This is a genomic window from Nocardia kruczakiae NBRC 101016, assembly GCF_001612965.1.
GTDB classification, from domain to species: Bacteria; Actinomycetota; Actinomycetes; order Mycobacteriales; family Mycobacteriaceae; genus Nocardia; species Nocardia kruczakiae.
The window spans coordinates 21,100-38,941 of the sequence record NZ_BDBL01000014.1 but is presented as its reverse complement, the minus strand read 5'-3'; the positions used below and the strand labels follow the sequence as shown (position 1 = coordinate 38,941).

12 protein-coding genes and 1 pseudogene are annotated in these 17,842 nt (G+C 67.6%); 5 read left to right on the top strand and 8 right to left on the bottom strand.

Annotated features, from left to right (window positions below):
* The first annotated feature begins 109 nt into the window (after positions 1 to 109).
* The gene (locus NK1_RS11660) at positions 110 to 853 is read left to right on the top strand and encodes an SDR family oxidoreductase (RefSeq protein WP_063008549.1); all 744 of its coding nucleotides are present in this window, start codon (positions 110 to 112) and stop codon (positions 851 to 853) included.
* Positions 854 to 914: 61 nt separating this feature from the next.
* Positions 915 to 2,648, top strand: a complete 1,734-nt coding sequence (locus NK1_RS11655) for an L-aspartate oxidase (protein ID WP_063008548.1) — start codon at positions 915 to 917, stop codon at positions 2,646 to 2,648.
* Between the two features lie 38 nt (positions 2,649 to 2,686).
* Here the strand turns inward: NK1_RS11655 and NK1_RS11650 are convergent, their stop codons facing one another.
* The 6 genes from NK1_RS11650 to NK1_RS11625 all read right to left on the bottom strand — a co-directional run bounded on the left by NK1_RS11650 (position 2,687) and on the right by NK1_RS11625 (position 10,750).
* A complete protein-coding gene (locus tag NK1_RS11650; RefSeq protein WP_063905974.1) occupies positions 2,687 to 3,835 on the bottom strand; it encodes a low temperature requirement protein A in 1,149 nt (382 codons plus the stop codon).
* A 159-nt stretch (positions 3,836 to 3,994) separates the two neighbouring features.
* Positions 3,995 to 4,726, bottom strand: a complete 732-nt coding sequence (locus NK1_RS11645; protein WP_063008546.1) for an alpha/beta fold hydrolase — start codon at positions 4,724 to 4,726, stop codon at positions 3,995 to 3,997.
* A gap of 36 nt (positions 4,727 to 4,762) precedes the next feature.
* Positions 4,763 to 5,707: an alpha/beta hydrolase gene (locus tag NK1_RS11640; RefSeq protein ID WP_063008545.1), complete on the bottom strand. Its 945-nt coding sequence runs from the start codon at positions 5,705 to 5,707 to the stop codon at positions 4,763 to 4,765.
* 87 nt (positions 5,708 to 5,794) lie between these two features.
* The gene (locus NK1_RS11635; RefSeq protein WP_063008544.1) at positions 5,795 to 6,469 is read right to left on the bottom strand and encodes a sigma-70 family RNA polymerase sigma factor; all 675 of its coding nucleotides are present in this window, start codon (positions 6,467 to 6,469) and stop codon (positions 5,795 to 5,797) included.
* A gap of 630 nt (positions 6,470 to 7,099) precedes the next feature.
* Positions 7,100 to 7,843, bottom strand: coding sequence for an SDR family oxidoreductase (locus NK1_RS11630; protein WP_063008543.1), 744 nt, complete (start codon positions 7,841 to 7,843; stop codon positions 7,100 to 7,102).
* A 180-nt stretch (positions 7,844 to 8,023) separates the two neighbouring features.
* Positions 8,024 to 10,750, bottom strand: a complete 2,727-nt coding sequence (locus NK1_RS11625) for a helix-turn-helix transcriptional regulator (protein WP_063008542.1) — start codon at positions 10,748 to 10,750, stop codon at positions 8,024 to 8,026.
* Positions 10,751 to 11,499: 749 nt separating this feature from the next.
* Here NK1_RS11625 and NK1_RS34435 point away from each other — a divergent pair.
* The 3 genes and pseudogenes from NK1_RS34435 to NK1_RS11605 all read left to right on the top strand — a co-directional run bounded on the left by NK1_RS34435 (position 11,500) and on the right by NK1_RS11605 (position 14,249).
* Positions 11,500 to 11,949 carry an SRPBCC family protein gene (locus NK1_RS34435; protein WP_063008657.1) on the top strand — a complete coding sequence of 150 codons (450 nt, stop codon included), beginning with the start codon at positions 11,500 to 11,502 and terminating at the stop codon, positions 11,947 to 11,949.
* Positions 11,950 to 11,975: 26 nt separating this feature from the next.
* Positions 11,976 to 12,171 (top strand): annotated as a pseudogene (locus NK1_RS34430) (DUF389 domain-containing protein); the annotation flags it as partial.
* A 638-nt stretch (positions 12,172 to 12,809) separates the two neighbouring features.
* Positions 12,810 to 14,249, top strand: coding sequence for a carotenoid oxygenase family protein (locus NK1_RS11605; protein ID WP_063905973.1), 1,440 nt, complete (start codon positions 12,810 to 12,812; stop codon positions 14,247 to 14,249).
* A gap of 470 nt (positions 14,250 to 14,719) precedes the next feature.
* On the opposite strand, the gene NK1_RS11600 is transcribed toward NK1_RS11605, so the two are convergent.
* Both NK1_RS11600 and NK1_RS11595 read right to left on the bottom strand, forming a co-directional pair.
* Positions 14,720 to 17,035: a thiamine pyrophosphate-binding protein gene (locus tag NK1_RS11600; RefSeq protein ID WP_063008538.1), complete on the bottom strand. Its 2,316-nt coding sequence runs from the start codon at positions 17,033 to 17,035 to the stop codon at positions 14,720 to 14,722.
* Entirely contained in the window at positions 17,032 to 17,811 is a 780-nt protein-coding gene (locus NK1_RS11595; RefSeq protein ID WP_063008537.1) for an HpcH/HpaI aldolase family protein, read from the bottom strand. Before NK1_RS11595 ends, NK1_RS11600 begins: the two co-directional genes overlap by 4 nt.
* Between the last annotated feature and the right edge of the window lie 31 nt (positions 17,812 to 17,842).

Here is a 17,842-nt window from a genome sequence, read left to right as displayed (position 1 = left end):
CGGACGGGCTCGCCGCCACCGACGCTGTCACGAGTTCACCGTCCGCCTTGTCCTCGATACGGGGCACTTTCACCGCCCCCACGGCGGAACTCCGATGGAAGGATCGAGCATGAAAATCGTCGTTATCGGCGGCACCGGGTTGATCGGCTCGCAGGTCGTCACCCGGTTGAACGACCATGGCCACCACGCGGTTGCGGCCGCACCCAACACCGGGGTGAACACCCTGACCGGCGAAGGCGTGAAGGAGGTGCTGCAGGACGCCGAGGTCGTGGTCGATGTCTCCAACTCGCCGTCGTTCGCCGACGACGACGTCATGGCCTTCTTCCGCACGTCCACCACCAACCTGCTGCAGGCCGCCGCGGAAGCGGGAGTAGGTCACTATGTCGCGCTGTCGGTGGTGGGCACCGACCGCCTGCCCGAGTCCGGGTATCTCCGGGCGAAGGTGGCGCAGGAGGAATTGATCAAGGGTTCGGGCGTGCCGTATTCGCTCGTCCACTCGACACAGTTCTTCGAATTCGCCGGGGGCATAGCCGATTCCGCGACCGTCGACGGCAGGGTGCGACTCCCCGGGGCGGGCGTCCAGCCGATCGCCGCCGCGGACGTGGCGCCCGTTGTCGGGGCGACCGCGGCGGGCACACCCCTCAACGGCGTCCTCGAGATCGGCGGACCCGAGGTGTTCGGCATGGACCAGTGGATCGCCACGGTGCTGAAGGCGCGTTCGGATGTGCGCGAGGTGGTCACCGACCCGCAGGCCCGGTACTTCGGTGCCGTTCTGCAGCACGACAGCCTGTTGCCCGGCCCGGGTGCGCACCTGGCGCAGACGCGGCTGTCGGAGTGGCTCGCCCGCCAGTGAGCGGAATGCGCGGGCGGCGGTTCGCCGCCCGCACATCGCTTCCATTCGAAGGGAATGAACGATGGTTACTTCCGACGAACGCCGGTTCGCGACGTCCGTGCTCGTCATCGGCACCGGCGGGGCCGGATTGCGGGCGGCGATCGAACTGGCCGAACGCGGCGTGGATGTGATCGTGGTCGGCAAACGGCCGAAGGCCGACGCCCACACCACCCTGGCCGCGGGCGGCATCAATGCCGCGCTGTCGACCATGGACGCCGAGGACAGCTGGCAGCAGCACGCGGCGGACACCATCACCGAAAGCTATCTGCTGGCTCGCCCCGACACCGTCCGGGTGGTCGCCGCGAACGCCGCGCGCGGCATCGAGGACCTGGAACGGTGGGGCATGCCGTTCGCGCGCGAAGCCGACGGACGGATCTCGCAGCGGTTCTTCGGCGCGCACACCTACCGGCGCACCGCCTTCGCCGGCGACTACACCGGTCTCGAGATCCAGCGGACCCTGGTGAATCGGGCCGCCCTGCTCGGCATCCCGATCGTCGACACCTGCTATGTGACCCGAATCCTGGTGCGCGACAACGTGGTATTCGGTGCGTACGGGTTCGATCTCGATACCGGCGCGCGCTATGTGTTCCACGCGGACGCGGTGATCCTGGCCGCGGGCGGGCACACCCGTATCTGGCGGCGCACCTCCTCGCGACGCGACGAGAACACCGGCGACTCCTTCCGCCTCGCCGTGCTCGCCGGGGCTCGCATCCGGGATCCGGAGCTGGTGCAATTCCATCCCTCCGGACTCATCGAGCCCGAAAACGCCGCGGGCACACTGGTTTCCGAGGCCGCCCGCGGCGAGGGCGGAATTCTCCGCAATGCCGCCGGAGAACGGTTCATGAAGCGTTACGACCCGGAACGGATGGAACTCTCTACTCGCGACCGGGTCGCGCTGGCCGCCTACACCGAAATCAAGGAAGGTCGGGGAACGCCGAACGGTGGTGTGTGGCTGGATGTTTCGCACCTGCCTCGGGAAACCATCATGCGGCGACTGCCCCGGGTCTACCAGACGATGCTGGAACTGCAGATGCTCGACATCACCCGCGATCCCATCGAAATCGCGCCCACGGCCCACTACTCGATGGGCGGGGTATGGGTTCGGTCCGAAGATCACGGCACCGGCGTCGAGGGCCTCTACGCCGTCGGCGAGGCATCCAGCGGACTGCACGGCGCGAATCGACTCGGCGGGAATTCGCTGATCGAACTGCTCGTCTACGGGCGGATCGTCGGCGAGGCGGCGGCCCGGTATTCGAGCGAACTGTCCGCGCAACAGCGTTCGGTCGCCGCGGTCGAGGAGGCCCGCGACGAGGTCGACGCCCTGCTCGCGGCCGACGGGCCGGAGAACGTGCGGGCCCTGCAACGCGCACTGCGCAACACCATGACCGAGCATGCCGGCGTCGTGCGTGACGAGACCGGACTCCAGCAGGGGCTGTCCGAACTCGAGGAGGTGCGGGAACGCTCGGCGAGCATCGGCGTGCACCCCGATGCCGCGGGATTCCAGGATCTGGCGCACGCCTTCGACCTGAAATCCTCGATCCTCGCGGCCCGCGCCACCCTCGACGCCGCCCTCGAACGCCGGGAAACCCGTGGTTGTCACAACCGTTCGGACTATCCGAACCTGGATCCGGCGCTGCGAGTCAACCTGGTGTGGTCGGGTCCCGGTCAGCTCGAACGGGAGCCGATCCCCGAGGTGCCGGAGGATATCGCGCGGCTCATGCGTGACGTCTCCACCGCCGGGAAGCTGGTCGAATAATCCGGGGTACGGGCACGTCGAGTGCCCGTACCCCACCCTCACGCGGGCGAGCCGCACAACGAGGCGGCCACGGCACCGGTGGCGACGAGTGCGATCACCGGCACCGTCGCCACCGGGAACCCTGCGGTGAGGATCGGTGCGGCGAGAATCAGTGCCGCCGTGGTGATCAGCACGCGCGGGCGGACCCGTGGCGCGACCGGGAGCCCGGCGTGCGCCGCCCACAACAGGATCGAGAACAGCGCCGCCGGAATCGCCACGGCGAAGCCACCGACCAGCGGCGGAACTCCCCGGCCGTAACTTTCGCGTACGGCGACCTCGAGGCCGGCACCGAGCGCGGCCAGCGCGGCGAAGATCGCGTAATGGCTGTAACCCCACAGGAACGACCAGTTTCGGCGTTCCGCCAGCCCCGGACCGCCGGGGAGCAGGTCGTACAGCCACCACAGTGCGAACAACAGCACCAGCCCCGACAGCGCGATCACCACCAGCGCCGGCTGGAACCCGTCGTCGAGCGCGTCCGCCACCCCCGACGACACCGCGAGCACGCTCTCGCCGAGCAGAATGATCGTGAAAAGCGTGTAGCGCTCGGCAATGTGGTGCGGATGCCAGGCAGTGCCGCGTTCCCGTTCCGCCCATACCGGCACCGTGAGTTCCGCCGCGACCAGGATTATGAAAACCGGTCGGGCCACGAGATCCGGCAGCACGCCGGCGGCTGCGAGGCCCAGCCGGCTCAGCCACAACACCTCCAGCACCGCGATACCCGTCGCATAGCGCAGCGCGGTCGGGCGGCCCGCCCGATCTCCGTGCGCCGCGCGGAGCCATTGCGCCACAAGGCAACTGCGCATCACCAGATAGCCGATGGTGATGGCCGTGTAGTCGTCGTGCTCGAACGCGGCGGGGACACCGGCCGCCAGGACGAGCACGCCCGCCATCTGAAGCAGGGTCAGCAGCCGGTACGGCACGTCGTCGGTGTCATAGGAGGAGGCGAACCAGGTGAAGTTCATCCACGCCCACCAGATGGCGAAGAACACCTGCAGGAACGGCGCGAGCGCCGACCACAGGTGACCCGTCCCGATAGCGTGGCCGAGTTGCGCCACGATTCCGGCGACCGCGACCACGAAGGTCAGATCGAACAGCAACTCCAGTTGCGTGGCTGCCCGATACGGCTCGTCGACGGATCGGCTGCGCATCCGGATCCGCAGTGGCCCAGCGTCTCTGCCGTCGGCAGAGGGAGATTTCAAGGTCATGAGGCGATGCTTCCGTGTCAGTTCCGAGAGTTGGGCCGCTCGAACGCACTGAGCCGCAGCCGGTTTCGACCGACTGCGGCTCAGCGGCTCGATGGCTGACGGTCAGGCGGCCGCGGGGGCCGTAGCGTGCACGGCGTCGAGGATCGCCGCGGTCACCGCATCCGGCTGGGAGACCGACAGCGCATGCGAGGCGCCGGGCACCTCGCGTACGCCCGCGGCTTCGGCACGGTCGGCCATGAAACGGTGCAGTGCCACCGGGATATTGAGGTCGGAATCGCTGAAGACGAACCAGGATGGCAGTGACTTCCAGGCCGGGGTGTCCGACGGCAATCCTGTGGTCAGAGCCGCCTCGGTGACGGGGCGCTGGGCCGCGCCCATGACGGCGGCCGTTGTCGCCGGCACGTCGGCGGCGAACTGGTGATGGAACGCGTCGGGGCGAATGGCGAATTCGTTGCCGCCGCCGGTGATCGGGTAGGAGGTCAGGGCGTGCCCGAGCGTGCCGCCGGGGAACTTGCCCGACAGCTCCAGGGCGGACTCACCGTGTGCGGGCGCGAACGCGCAGACGTAGACGAGGCCGGCGACCTTGTCATTGCCCGCGGCGGCCTCGGTGATGACCATGCCGCCGTAGGAATGGCCGACCAGCACCACGGGCGAGTCGATGCTGTCGAGCACGTCGCGTAGGTAGGCGGCGTCGCCGGGCAGTGTACGCAACGGGTTGGCGACCGCGACGACGTCGACGGACCTGGCTTGCAGGCGTTCCACGACACCGGACCAGCTCGCGGACTCGGCGAACGCGCCGTGGACGAGGACGACGGTGGGCTTTCGATGGGTCATTGCATTTCTCCCTGTGTCGGATGGTCGGGTTTCGGATCAGTGCAGAGCGGACCGCAGTACGCGGATGGCCTGATCGATCGCGGCGCTCGAGGCCGCCGTCCGGCGCACCGGGTCGAGCATCATGAAGTCGTGCAGGGTGCCGTTGTAGCGAGCGCTCGTGGTCCGCACTCCGGCCTGGGTGAGCTTGCGGCCGTAGGCTTCTCCCTCATCGCGCAGGACGTCGTTCTCGTCCACGATCAGGAAGGCCTCGGGCAGTCCGGCCAGCTCGTCGAGGCTCGCCCGCAACGGTGAGACGGTGATCTCGTCACGCCGTTCGGGCTCCGGCAGATACGCGTCCCAGAACCACGCCATCGCCTTGGCCGTGAGGTAGGGTCCGTCGGCGAATTCGCGGTAGCTCGCGGTGTCCTGACCGGCATCGGTGACCGGGTAGTACAGCGATTGGTGGGTGAACCGAACATCGCCGCGCCGTTTGGCGAGGATCGTCACGGCCGCGGCCATATTGCCGCCCACCGAATCTCCGGCCACCGCGAGCCGGGACGCATCGAGTCCCTCGCTCGCACCGTGCGCTGTGATCCACCGCGCGGTGGCGTAGGCCTGTTCGATTGCGACCGGATAGCGGGCTTCGGGTGAGCGGTCGTACTCCACGAAGACGACCGCGGCGTGTGTGCCGACGGCCAACTCCCGCACCAGCCGGTCGTGGGTGCCGGCATTTCCGAGCACCCAGCCACCGCCGTGGATGTACAGGATCGCGGGCAGGTCCGCCTCCGCGTCAACGGGTTTGACGATGCGCACCCGCACGTCGCCGACCTCGGCGGACACCGTGATCCAGGTGTCGCGCACGGGCAGCTTGTCGATCGTTGCGGCAGCCTGAACGTCGTCGAGCACCTTGCGGGCACTGTAGGTTCCGAGTTCGTACAGAAGCGGGGGCCGCGCGGTAGCGTCGGCGAACTGCTGCGCTGATGGTTCGAGGATGGGTCTCATCGAGGTGTGCCTTTCTCGGGTGTGCTGAAACCAAGGACCGGGTGGCCGTGCCCTCCGTGACGAGCCGGCTCGAATGCGCTGTCCGGCCTACGGTCTCGCCGCGAGGATGTCGTCGGTGAGCAGCCGTTCCAGGTGCACCACGGCGCCGTCCTGCGCGGCTGTGCGGAAGGCGCTCAGCAACCGATCCCGGGCCGCTCGATGCACGGGTTCCCGGCGCGGCCCGGCCATGTGCGCCCGGGCACGCCGCCCGAGCTGGCGGGCGTTGGCTTCGCTGATCTGCAGGCGCTCGGCGATGTCGCGGAACGGATAGTCGAACGCCTCACGGAGTACGAACACCGCTCGCTCCGTCGGTGACAGACGTTGCAGCAGTAACAGCACCGCTTGCTCGAGCTCGGCTGATCGTTCGGTCGCCTGCGCCGGGTCCTCTGCCGCGAGCACCTGTCCCGGCAACCAGTGATCGACCGAGATCTCCCGGCGGGCCCTGGCCGAGCCGGCGGCATTGAGGCTCAGCCGGGTGGTGATCGTGACCAAGAACGCGACCCGGTCCCGGACCACCGTGCGGTCGGTGCCCTGCCAGCGCAACCACACATCCTGGACGACGTCTTCGGCGTCGGGCGCCCGCCTCAGCATGCGGTAGGCGATCCCGAACAACCGTGGCCGCAAGCCCTGGAAGTCCGCCGCGTATCCGGTCGCCTCCGGCGTGAGCGGCCCACGTGCGGAATCCGGTTCGGGCATGACGGTGAGGGTGCTCGAGGCGCACATGAGGTCGTCCTTTCGTCCGGGCTCGATCGCCCTCAGGCTCGGCGATCGTGAGGAACGGCTGCTGAGCCGCACTTCCACCGTCGTTCCAGGCGGGTTTCGATCGCGCCCGTGGCAGTCCCGGGCCAACCCCCGGGGCTGCCCGGGCCAGGGACACGTGTGCCTGCTGTGCCCGGCCCCGGGGTGCGGGGGTGGGGTCACTCGCGAACCCACCGGGCCGAGGCGGCCGCTGTCGATTCGGCGGACGTGGGGGGACACTGGTGAGCAGCGGTCGCTCGAACAGGGCGGCACGGTGACTGTCGATCTCCGAGCAGGGCGACTATGACCACCGGCGCGCAGGATCCGAAGACGACGGGTGTCTTTCGTTCGATTTCGGCGCGTTCACCGTGTGGGTCGGCGAGTTCGCGGGGTCGCGCCGCGGCGCGAGGACAGATCATGCCGTGCGGCGTTGTCTTCGGCGTGGTGTGGAGACGCCCGGCGGCGGGTGGGACCAGCCACGCTCTGCTTGACGCATACTCCGGCGAGCCGTCTGAAACCCGGTGTTCCGCGCTCTTACCTCGTGACTCGACCGGGCGCCTTCCGAGAACAAGGACCGCACGGCCCACGCGGGTGTGACATCCGCTCGGCAGCCGGCTACCAGAGCTGGCCGCCCGGCCTGACGACGATCTCGTTGACGGCGACCCGGCGATCGCGCGTGACGATATAGGCGATCGAATCCGAGATGTCTTCCGGCCGGAGTCGTTCCGGTCGGGCCGTACTCTCCCGCACTGTGTCCCGGGCCGTGGCGCCCACCGAGCCGGGAGCCACCACACTGACCCGCACGCCTTCGGAAATCAGTTCCTGGCGCAGTGATTCGGTGAACCCGTTGAGGCCGAACTTGGTGAGGTGATAGACGCTGCCCGCTGGGCGAGCGACTCGTCCGGCGGCGGAGCCCACGTTCACCAGATCCGCCACGCGCCGCGGCGAGGTCGCGGCCGCATCGATCAGATAGGGCACGGCGGCATGCGTAATGTGCAGCAGCCCGGACACATTGAGCGAAACCATCCTGTCCCATTCCCCGATGGGTGTATGCAGCGCCGTCTCGAGCACCATGGTGCTGGCACTGTTCACCACCACGTCCAGTCGTCCCAGCCGATCACGGGCGTCCTCCACCGCCCGGTATGCCTCGGCCGCGACGGTGAGATCGGCCGGCACCGCGACGGCGCGTCCGCCCCGGGCCGTGAGGTCCGCCGCGATTCGGGTCAATCGATCGGCCCGGCGCGCGACCAGGGCGACCGCCGCGCCCTCGCGGGCCAGCCGATACGCGGTCGCGGCCCCGATGCCACCGCTGGCGCCGGTGACGAGCGCGACGGCTCCGTGCAACGGCTGATCTGACATCACTGCCTCATTTCCCTGGGCCGAAGACAACCGGCGCGATGAGCCGGTGCGACAAGACTCGGTGGCCGGGAAAGTTCGCCGCCCCCGGGAAACTCACTGGTTCACACAGACCAGGGACCACAACCGGGTCGGACTGCCATGGCGCACGAGCCGACAATCATCCCGTGCGCGGGCGGTGGGTCACACGTCGTGCGGCAACGCTCCACGCAACTGCCGCCGTGAAGTGATCGACAGCTTCGTGAAGATCTTGCGCAGGTGCCATTCGACGGTGCGTGGACTGAGGAACAGGCGCGCGCCCACCTCGGGGTTGGACAGTCCCTCGCCGACCAGCACCGCGATCTGTCTTTCCTGCGGTGTCAGCTCCTCACTCGTGTCCTCGACGGTTCGCTTCTGGACCTTCTCGCCACTGGCGAGCAGTTCTCGTCGGGCGCGTTCGGCGAAGGCCGCCATGCCGATGGCGTCGAACAGGTCGTAGGCCGTGCGCAAATGGTGTCGGGCATCGACCCTGCGGGACTGCCTGCGCAACCATTCGCCGTAGAGCAGGTGCGCCCGCCCCAGCTCCGGGCGCATGAGCGTCCGTCCGAGCCGATCGACAGCCTCCTGGTACTGAACCTCGGCCGTGGCGCCGTCGCTGAGCAGCGCCCGACACCGCGCCAGAATCCCCTGTGCCCAATCGGTCTCAGCTGCCTCCGCGGCATCCACCAGACGCTCCAGCGCCTCGTTCGCGGCCCGGTCGTCACCCACCCGCACCGCCGCCTCGATGAGCTCCGGCAGCACCCACACCGATACCACCAGCTGGGCGATCCGAGTGCTGGCCTGGGCCGCGGACAAAGCATCGTGGTACCGGGACAGGCCGTTGTAGAGGACAGCGGCCGCCCACTGCGCGGTGGTGACGCCGGTCAGCTGACCGTCCGCCGCGGTCTGTTCGATGGTGGCGCTGATCAGCGCCGCCGCCTCGGACTCCTTGCCCTGCATGGCGGTCAGGATGAGCGTGGTGTACGGCGCGAGCGGGATGCCTGTCGCGGCGGCGATGCTCTCGGATTCGGCGACGATTTCCGCTGCCGTGGTGAAATCGCCGATCAACGAAGTCGCCGCGCCCAACGACGCGAGGTAGATGGGAAGCTCGGTGAGGATGCCGGCGGTGCGCACCACTTCCGCTGCGCGGGTGTAGGTTTCGATCATCACCTGCTCGTCCCAGACGGCCGGGCTCAATCCGCACGCGGCCCAACCCCATTTCAGCAAATCCGCGACGGGCAGGTCGACGAGCGCGGTCATCGCTCGCCGCAGCGGGCCGATCGCGGTCCCCCGGCCCGCGGTGCCCAGCAACGCGCACCCCGCCAGCACCAGATCGATCGGCCTAGGATTCTCCTGCACCGGAAGTTCCGCGATGACCTCGGAGATCGCGGTGAGGTTCACGCTGTCGGCGGCGCCCCACGCGGCGGCACCCCAGGCCAGCAGATAGGTCTCGCGGGCGAGGTCGCGGTCGAATGGTTCCAGTCGTCGGGCCGCGGCCAGCAGGATCGGAGGCGCTTGATCGTTGAAGCCGGCCGCCTGGGCGATGCGCCCGCGCACCAGTTGCGCTCGCGCACGCAGCAATTCGCTGCTCGCCTCCAGTTCGGCGAGATCGACCAGGCCGCGTGCGATATCGAGATCACCGGCTCTGGCGCTGGCATCGGCGGCCGCCACCGCCCGCTCGGCACGGCGGGAGGCATCGGCGGTCAGGGCCACCGACCGCTGCAGGAATGCGGCCGCGGCGGCCAGACCACCGCGAGCCTGCGCTCGATCGGCGGACCGGCCCAACTCCGCGGCGACGGTCTCATCGGGTTCGGCGGCCGCCGCGGCCAGGTGCCAAGCCCGCCGATCCGGATCGAGCTGCGGGTCGGTGACCTCGGCCAAGGCGCGATGCACCGCACGCCGATCCTCGTCTCGGGCAGCGCGATACACCGCCGAACGGACGAGCGGATGCCGGAACGTGACACGAATGTCGAACGACAGCAGCTCGTCGGTCTGTTCATCGACGGCCGCGGCGGGCGTGATCCCGAGCCGTTCGGCGGCCCGCCACACGAGTGCGGGATCACCGACCGGCTCGGCGGCCGCGATCAACAGCAGCAGTCTGCTCGGCCCGGACAACTCTTCGATCCGCGTCAAGAAGCTCTGCTCGATGCGGCCCGGCACGGTGTCGGTCTGCAACAGGCCGTAACCGCCCGCGAACTGGGTGGCGGTCTGCTCGCGAGGAAGTTCGAGGAGCGCGAGGGGATTGCCCCGAGCCTCGGCCACGATGCGGTCGCGGATGCGGTGGTCGAGCCGAGAAGGGGTCGCCGTATCGAGCAGGATGCGGGCGTCGGTGTCGTTGAGGCCGCTGACCTCCAGCTCCGGCAGCCCGAGCAGTTCCTGCGTCCGCTGCCGGGCGGCGAAGATCAGCGCGACAGATTCGGCCAGCAGCCGCCGGGCAACGAAACCGAGCACCTGCGCCGAGGCTCGATCCATCCATTGCGCATCGTCGATGACGCACAGCACCGGACCGTTCTCCGAAGCATCCGAGAGCAGGCTCAGCACCGCCAACCCGACCAGAAACCGTTCGGGTGGGACGCCGGCCCGTATTCCGAAAACGGTCTCCAGGGCATGGCTCTGCGGCTCGGGCAGCGCTTCCAGCCGACTCAGCAATGGAGCGCACAATTGATGCAAGGTGGCGTAGGCCAGCTCCATCTCCGACTCGACTCCGACTGCCCGCAAGAGCCGCAGGTCCGCGGCGGCGTCCTTCATCCGGTCGAGCAGCGCTGACTTCCCGACCCCGGCCGCGCCGTGCACGACCAGCACCCTGCTCTCACCCGTGCGAACGGCTGCGATCGTCTGAGCCAGCGCAGCCGATTCCGGGCCTCGTCCGACCAACTCGACCTGCCCACGCATCCTCACCCTCGCCTGCCTTCACCACGGTAGATCTGAGCCGGTTGGTCCCAGCTATCACAGAGTGATCATCCTGTCGTGGAAAGTTCCGCTGTGGAAGTGGGGGTCCGTGTGGTTGTCGGCGACGTCACCTCGACCGGGGTCGGTGTGGCCTGGAGTGTTCGCCGAGCATCGAAATCCGCCGGCTCGGTCGGAGCCAGCACGATATTGGGCCCGGCCGCATCCCACAGCGGCCCCGCCCCCCAGATCGGGGCCGTGACCACAGTGATGATCGCCATCATGACGAACGCAATGGCCCATCGAGGATCCCTGAACATCATTCTCTCCGCTCTGAACTCGACATCCGCTGCCCTGAAATCCGGACTGCGACCTCGACCAGAGTTGCTCGCCTTCACCATGGTTCGCGCCAGGGAATCCCCCTGGCCACCCCCTGGGCTGGATCACCACCACGACATGTGGGAGAGCGCGGCTTCGAATCCCGCCTCCGTGGCCCCGACTGCACCGTGATGACGGGCTGCTCACAAAGCTGTTCGGGTCGAGCAGCCTCCTCCCCGCAAAGCTATCTCGAAGACGGCGCCGCGAGCGTCCAGTGCATGGTTCATGCATTCCGTCCATTCGGAAATACAGACACATCACGAGGACGACCACCGAGCCGAGGGCGTAGCTCGGGTCGTCGTCGGATGATCTTCGCCATCGTGTGGACCGGTCCGGCACGTTCGACGGCGCGGACATCGAGGAACTACCATCGACCCGTGCCCGTGGATGTCACCACCACGATCGAGATCGGGCGACATCGGCAGCAGGTCGCCGACTACGCGATGGATCCGGCCAACGCCACCGCGTGGTATCGGAACATCGACTCGGCCCGGCTGCTCACACCCGGTCCGCTGGCGGTCGGCTCGGCCATGGCCTTCAAGGCCCGTTTTCTCGGCCGATCTCTCGCCTACACCTACACCATCCTCGTTCTGGTGCCGGGCAGACGGCTCGTGATGGCGACCACCGACGGCCCATTTCCCATGGAGACGACCTACACGTTCGAGGACACCCCGACCGGCTCGACGATCATGACACTGCGCAATCGTGGCGAGCCCGCCGGATTCTCCCGGCTCGTCGCACCGCTGATCACGCCGGCGATGAGGTCTGCGAACCGCAAAGACCTGCAGCAGCTGAAGGCGGTCATCGAGGCCGCACCCGCCGAATAGTTACGGAGGGTCCCCGGTCATGCGCGGCGACCAGGCTGGTGGCGGCCGTAGCGGTCACCCGCCGGGATGTCGGCGATGTCATGCCCGGGGTGGCGATCGCGATCTCGCTGGTGCCGCCGCTCGGCGTGGTCGGGGTCTGCCTCGGATCCGGCGCCCGCCGTACTGGCCCTGGCGTTGATCCTGGTCGCCGTCCCCATGACGGTCAACTCCCTCTCGACGCTGTAGGCCGGGCAGATCTCCGACGCCGCGCGAAACTGGTTGCCACCGATTCATCGCCGACGAACTCCCCGGCGGTGGCCAGGCCGCGCGGCGAGATGTTCGATATCGTGGCGGCCAGCGCGGCGGCGATCGCCTGATCGTCGACTACCGGCCCGCGGCATCCCTGCCGGCGAGAACCGGGTCGCCAGTTTGCAGGACAGCGCAACTGGGCCCGGATAGTTGGGCATGTCCGGAGAGCGCAACCGTTTCGTGGAGCTCCAGCTCCTGCGCACGCACGAACTCCATCCTCGGCCAGGTACTCGGCGCCGCCCGATACTGCGGGCCGATGATCCAGGTCCGGCCGGGCGGCCGCGATGTGTACGCCAGCGGCCGGACTGCGGCACTCCGCGAGGCAGGCGACAACCCTCGCCTGATCGTCCGGGTGTCGGTGCACGCTTACCACCGTTCCGGTGCGAGGGAGCGCGTCCGGGTGATCCTGTTCGAGACCACGAGACCAAGCCCCAATGAGACCCACACCACACCGTAAATAGTACGGTTGCGTTTCTCCCGCACCCGTGCGAGGGTTACATATAGAACGGATTCGTACTATATGGGAGCCGTGGCTCACGCCCGAGTTCCAGTCATGACGAAGAGGAGTGTCCATGTGGGACCCCACGAACATGTTTCTCAACGGCCCCTATGCACCATGGCGAGAGGAAGGCGAGGCCTTCGATCTGGAGATCGAGGGCCAGCTCCCGCAGGAGCTGAGTGGCGCGCTGTACCGGGTGAGCAGCAGCCAGGCTTACCGCCCGAGCGATCCCAGCCGGCATCACTGGTTCGATGGCGACGGGATGATCAACGCCATCTTCCTGCGCGAGGGCAGAGCAACCTATCGCAACCGGTATGTCGCGACTGCGGGGCTGCAACTGGAAAGGCAACGGGGCCAAGCGATCTTCGGCAGCTTTATGCACGGGTCGGACGTCGCGCTGCCCGCGGGCACATTCCCGAAGAACCCCGCGAACACGCACGTGACTCTCTACGACAATCGATTGCTGGTGCTCTGCGAAGCCGCCGTTCCGCACGAGCTGCGACCGGACACTTTGGAGACGGTCAGCCAGTGCTACGACTTCGGCGGTGAGATCGTCGGGCCGATGACGGCCCATTTCAAGGTCGACCCGACCAACGGTGACTTCCTGTTCTTCGGCAACATCAACGGCGCCCTCACCTGGTACCGGGCCGACCGGCACGGCAAGATCGTCGATCGTCACCACATCGACCTGGGCGCTTCCATTTTCGTCCACGATTACGCCGTCACCACCGACTATGCGATCTTCCTGGCCTATCCGGCGATGGTCCATATCGAGAACGTCTTCAAAGGCCAGCCGTCGACAATCTGGGAACCGGAGACATTGTCAACCTGCCGATGGGCCGTCCTGCATCGGAAAACCGGCGACGTTCGCTGGATCGACTCCCCCGATGTCTTCGCGCCCACTCACTTCCTCAACGCCTATCAGGATGGCACCCGAATCGTGGTCGATGGGCACCGCACGCCGCGCTTCGGCCCCACCCGCAAGGAGCTCGAATCCCCGCCGCCGGGTGGGGATTGGAATTGGTGGTTCAAGAAGCTGGTCGCCACACCCTGGCGGTGGGAACTCGACCTCGCGACGGGGACGGTGAAGGACAGCCAGACCACCGACATCCTCGGCGAGTTCCCGCAGATCAACGAGCAGCGCACCGGGTTGTCGCATCGGTATGGCTACTACGCCACGACTCGAGGGGTCGGAGACTGGTTCACCGATGGTGTGGCCAAACACGACTACCGCACGGGCCAGACGGCCGTCCAGCCCCTCGACGGTTCGCTGGCCTCGCCCAGCGAACCCCAATTCGTGCCACGCCCCGGTGCCACGGCCGAGGACGACGGTTGGCTGCTATCCATTTGGTGGGACCCCGCCGTCGACCGCAGCGAGGTCGTCGTCCAGGACGCGCAGGACTTCACCGCCGCACCCATCGCCCGGATCAAGCTGAACCATCGGGTTCCCATGGGATTCCACGGCAGCTGGGCCGATGCCGCGGAACTCGATATCGCTCTACGCAGAGCCTGAGCCGTCCATCGCAGTCCGATAGAGTGCGCCGGGGCGCGGCGGTCCCCGTCGATCCCGACGCACCCTTCAACAGGTGAGGTCCAACATTGCTGCCATGAGCCCGAAGTCAGGGCCGAAGTCTTGCATCCTTCCCCTGCGCAGCCGTCGGAACGCACTTGAATGCGCTCGCAGAACAGGCTGATCGCCTCGCCGGACAACGAAGCACCCAACACCATGTGGGTGCGGAGAAATCGGTCGGAGCGATTGACCAACCGGTCGAGGTTCTGGAACAGCAGCGGCGCGACAGCACGAGCCGCTCGTGTTCACCAAGTTCGCCAGCTGCCTGGCCAGTGCGACCGGTTCCCCCAACCGCACCGGCGAGCTAACCTCTCCGCGCGGCCGGACGCGCTCGCTCATCGGCAGGACAGTGCGTGGGTGGGGTGTGAACGCGTATGGCCGCGTTTGTCGGTGGTGAGTGTTGCGACCGGTGGTTACAGCAGGTCGAGGGCGGCGCGCAGGATGCTGTCGGCGTCAATGCCGTGGTGGCGGTAGACATCGTCGAGGGAGCCGGACTGGCCGAAGCGGGAGACGCCGAGGGCGGCGTGGCGGACGCGGTTGATTCCGGAAAGGAATGCGAGGGTATGCGGGTGGCCGTCGAGGACTGTGAGGAGCGGGGTGGCGCGGTCGGTGGGGAAGAGTTGATCGAGGATCCAGGTTTCGCCGGAGTCGAGGGCGCGGCGGGCTTGGAGCGCCCGGAACAGCAGGCCGGGGCTGGTGATGCAGAGGACGTCGGTGGGAATGCCCGTCTGCGTGAGGCGTTCGGCGGCGGCGAGGGCTTCGGTCATCACCGCGCCCATTGCCGCGATGGTCACCTTCGCGTTGTCGTGGCGGATCAATGGGTATCCACCTGCGACGACCTGTCGGCGGCGGCGTTCGCGGGCCGCGGGATCCGAGGGGACCGCTGCCAGTTGCTGGTCGACGGGGCGGGTCGACAGGCGTAGGTAGGCCGAGGAGCCGTTCGGTCGGGCGAGGCGGGACAGGCAGGCGAGCAGGGTCCACTCGACATCGATGGAGAAGGCGGGTTCGTAGCTGACACAGCCCGGTTGTTCCAGACCGATCGAGGGTGTCTTGATGGATTGGTGTGCTCCGCCTTCGGCAGCCAGGGTGACACCGGATGGTGTGCCGACCAGGATCGATTGCCCGCCGGCATAAATGCCGTAGGACCACGGCTCGAGGGCTCGCTCGACGAACGGATCGTAGAGGACTCCGATGGGGAGCAGCGGCTGCCCCCATCGGCTCCAGGTGGCGCCGAGTTCACCGATCAGGCCGACGAGATTGGTTTCGGCGATACCCAGTTCCATGTGCTGGCCGGTTGGCTTTTCGCGCCAATGCAGGATCGTCTCGGTGTCGTCGGCGAACCAGTTGTGGCGTTCCGCCGATGACCACACCCCGACCTTGTTCACCCATCCGGCGAGGTTGGTCGTCGAACTCACGTCCGGACTCACGGTGACAACACGTTTGGACGCGTCGGGCGCCGCGCGAGTCAAGTCGAGCAAGACCCGCCCGAGAGCTGATTGTGTTGTCGCGGTGCCCTTGGGGGTGCGGCCGAAGTCGGAAGGAATCGGCGCGGGGCCGGCCGGGACGATCGGGTCGCGGTGTAGTCGTTCCGCGACCATCGCGCAGATCTGCCCGGGTGCGGTGGCGTCGTCGAATCGCTGCCATGGCCGATTGCGGTCCATACCCAATTCGCTTGCCAGTTCGGCGTATTCGTCGATGCTCAGTAGTGACGAGTGATTTTGGGGATGGCCTTGGATGGGCAGTCCGTACCCCTTGATGGTGTAGGCGAAGATGATGGTCGGCCGCGTGTCGTCGATCCGACGGTACGCCGCCGACAATGCGGAGAGGTCGTGGCCGCCGAGGTTGCCGATCGCCGTGGTCAGCGTCGGGTTGTCGATCCCGGCGATCAGCTGCGCGATTTCCGCGCTCCCTTTCCCGTTGCCGGGCAGCCGATTACGCAGTTCGTCGGCGTCGCAGCGCAGCAGCCGCTGGTATTCCGGGTTCGGCATCTCCAGGATCCGATCGCGGAGCTCGGCTCCCCCGGGCCGGGTGAACAGCGTCTCGAGCAGCTTCCCGAATTTGACGGTGATCACCTGCCAGCCCGCGGCATCGAACATCTTCTCCAGCCGGCGGGCGGCGATGTTGGGGACGACGCGGTCGAGGGATTGCCGGTTGAGGTCGACGATCCAGACCACCTCGCCCAAATCGACGATGCCGGGATCGAGGATGGCCTCCCAGACCGCGCCTTCGTCGAGTTCGGCGTCACCGACCAGAGAGTACTGGCGACCGGTACCGGCGTCGCCGCCGATGGTATTGACATACCGCCTGGCCATCGCCCCCCAAATCGGTGCTGTCGCACCGATTCCCACCGAGCCGGTCGAGTAGTCGACGGGGTCGGGGTCTTTGGCCCGGCTGGGGTAGGACTGCAACCCACCGAACTCGCGCAAAGTTGTCAAGTTGGACTCGTCGAGTTCGCCCAGCAGATAGTTGATGCTGTGCAGCACCGGCGACGCGTGCGGCTTGACCGAGACCCGATCACCCGATTGCAGGTGTTCGAACCACAGTGACGTCATGATCGACACCATCGACGCGCACGACGCCTGATGACCCCCGACCTTGAGCCCGCTCGGATTGGGACGTATCCGATTGGCGTGGTGGATCATCGATGTGGACAGCCACAGCACTCGTTGCTGGATTGCCTCGAGCGGGTGGCTCGGCATGGCGGCGCAGGTCTCGACGGGGGCTTTCATTCGGTGGTCGCCTGCGCGAGGTGGCTTTTGGCGGCCTGTTCCATATGCATCAAGTCGTTGGCGATGCTGACGTAGTGGAAGCCCTCGGCCAGGCGGCGTGCGGCGGTGGCACCGTTCGGGCAATGGATGCCCACGGCTTTTCCGGCCGCGACGGCGGCCTTGCGCACCACGCGAAGCGCCTCCTCGAACTCGGCGTCGACCGCGGGGTCGGTGGGGCCGGCGCCGCCGAGTGCGATGCGCAGGTCCGAGGGCCCGATGTAGAGCGCGTCGACTCCGGGAACCGACACGATCTCGGCGACGTTGCGCAAGCCGTCGACAGTTTCGATCATCACCACGCAAGCGACCTCGGCGTTGGCCTCGGCCAGGGACGGACCGATCCGCAGTCCCGCACGCAACGCGCCATTACTGCGACGGCCCACCGGCGGAAAACGACACGCCGCCACCGCCGCTGCCGCCTCGCCCGCGGTGTCGACCATCGGCACGATGACTCCGCGGGCGCCCGCGTCGAGTGCCTGGCCGATCCAGAACGGGTCGTTGAGTTGCACCCGGACCAGGGCCGCAATCCCCGCGGCATCGATCGCGGTGATTCCGGCGAGCATGCCCCGGTATTCGATCAGGCCGTGCTGCGCGTCGATGCAGACGTAGTCGTAACCCAGCATCGCGATCCGTTCGGTCGCCACCGGGTTGTCGCACACCACCCAGTAGCCCACAGCCTTCGACCCGGACCGCAACCGCTCGGCGAATCGGTTCACGCTTGTCTTCGAATTGTTCGTCATTGTGCCTCTTTTGCGGGCCGGCGCGGCGGCC

Excerpts from the sequence above, each read along its gene's own strand:
- NK1_RS11660 (WP_063008549.1), top strand. The coding sequence starts at position 110 with ATGAAAATCGTCGTTATCGGCGGCACCGGGTTGATCGGCTCGCAGGTC.
- NK1_RS11655 (WP_063008548.1), top strand. The coding sequence starts at position 915 with ATGGTTACTTCCGACGAACGCCGGTTCGCGACGTCCGTGCTCGTCATC.
- NK1_RS11650 (WP_063905974.1), bottom strand. The coding sequence starts at position 3,835 with ATGCGCAGCCGATCCGTCGACGAGCCGTATCGGGCAGCCACGCAACTG.
- NK1_RS11645 (WP_063008546.1), bottom strand. The coding sequence starts at position 4,726 with ATGACCCATCGAAAGCCCACCGTCGTCCTCGTCCACGGCGCGTTCGCC.
- NK1_RS11640 (WP_063008545.1), bottom strand. The coding sequence starts at position 5,707 with ATGAGACCCATCCTCGAACCATCAGCGCAGCAGTTCGCCGACGCTACC.
- NK1_RS11635 (WP_063008544.1), bottom strand. The coding sequence starts at position 6,469 with ATGTGCGCCTCGAGCACCCTCACCGTCATGCCCGAACCGGATTCCGCA.
- NK1_RS11630 (WP_063008543.1), bottom strand. The coding sequence starts at position 7,843 with ATGTCAGATCAGCCGTTGCACGGAGCCGTCGCGCTCGTCACCGGCGCC.
- NK1_RS11625 (WP_063008542.1), bottom strand. The coding sequence starts at position 10,750 with ATGCGTGGGCAGGTCGAGTTGGTCGGACGAGGCCCGGAATCGGCTGCG.
- NK1_RS11605 (WP_063905973.1), top strand. The coding sequence starts at position 12,810 with ATGTGGGACCCCACGAACATGTTTCTCAACGGCCCCTATGCACCATGG.
- NK1_RS11600 (WP_063008538.1), bottom strand. The coding sequence starts at position 17,035 with ATGAAAGCCCCCGTCGAGACCTGCGCCGCCATGCCGAGCCACCCGCTC.
- NK1_RS11595 (WP_063008537.1), bottom strand. The coding sequence starts at position 17,811 with ATGACGAACAATTCGAAGACAAGCGTGAACCGATTCGCCGAGCGGTTG.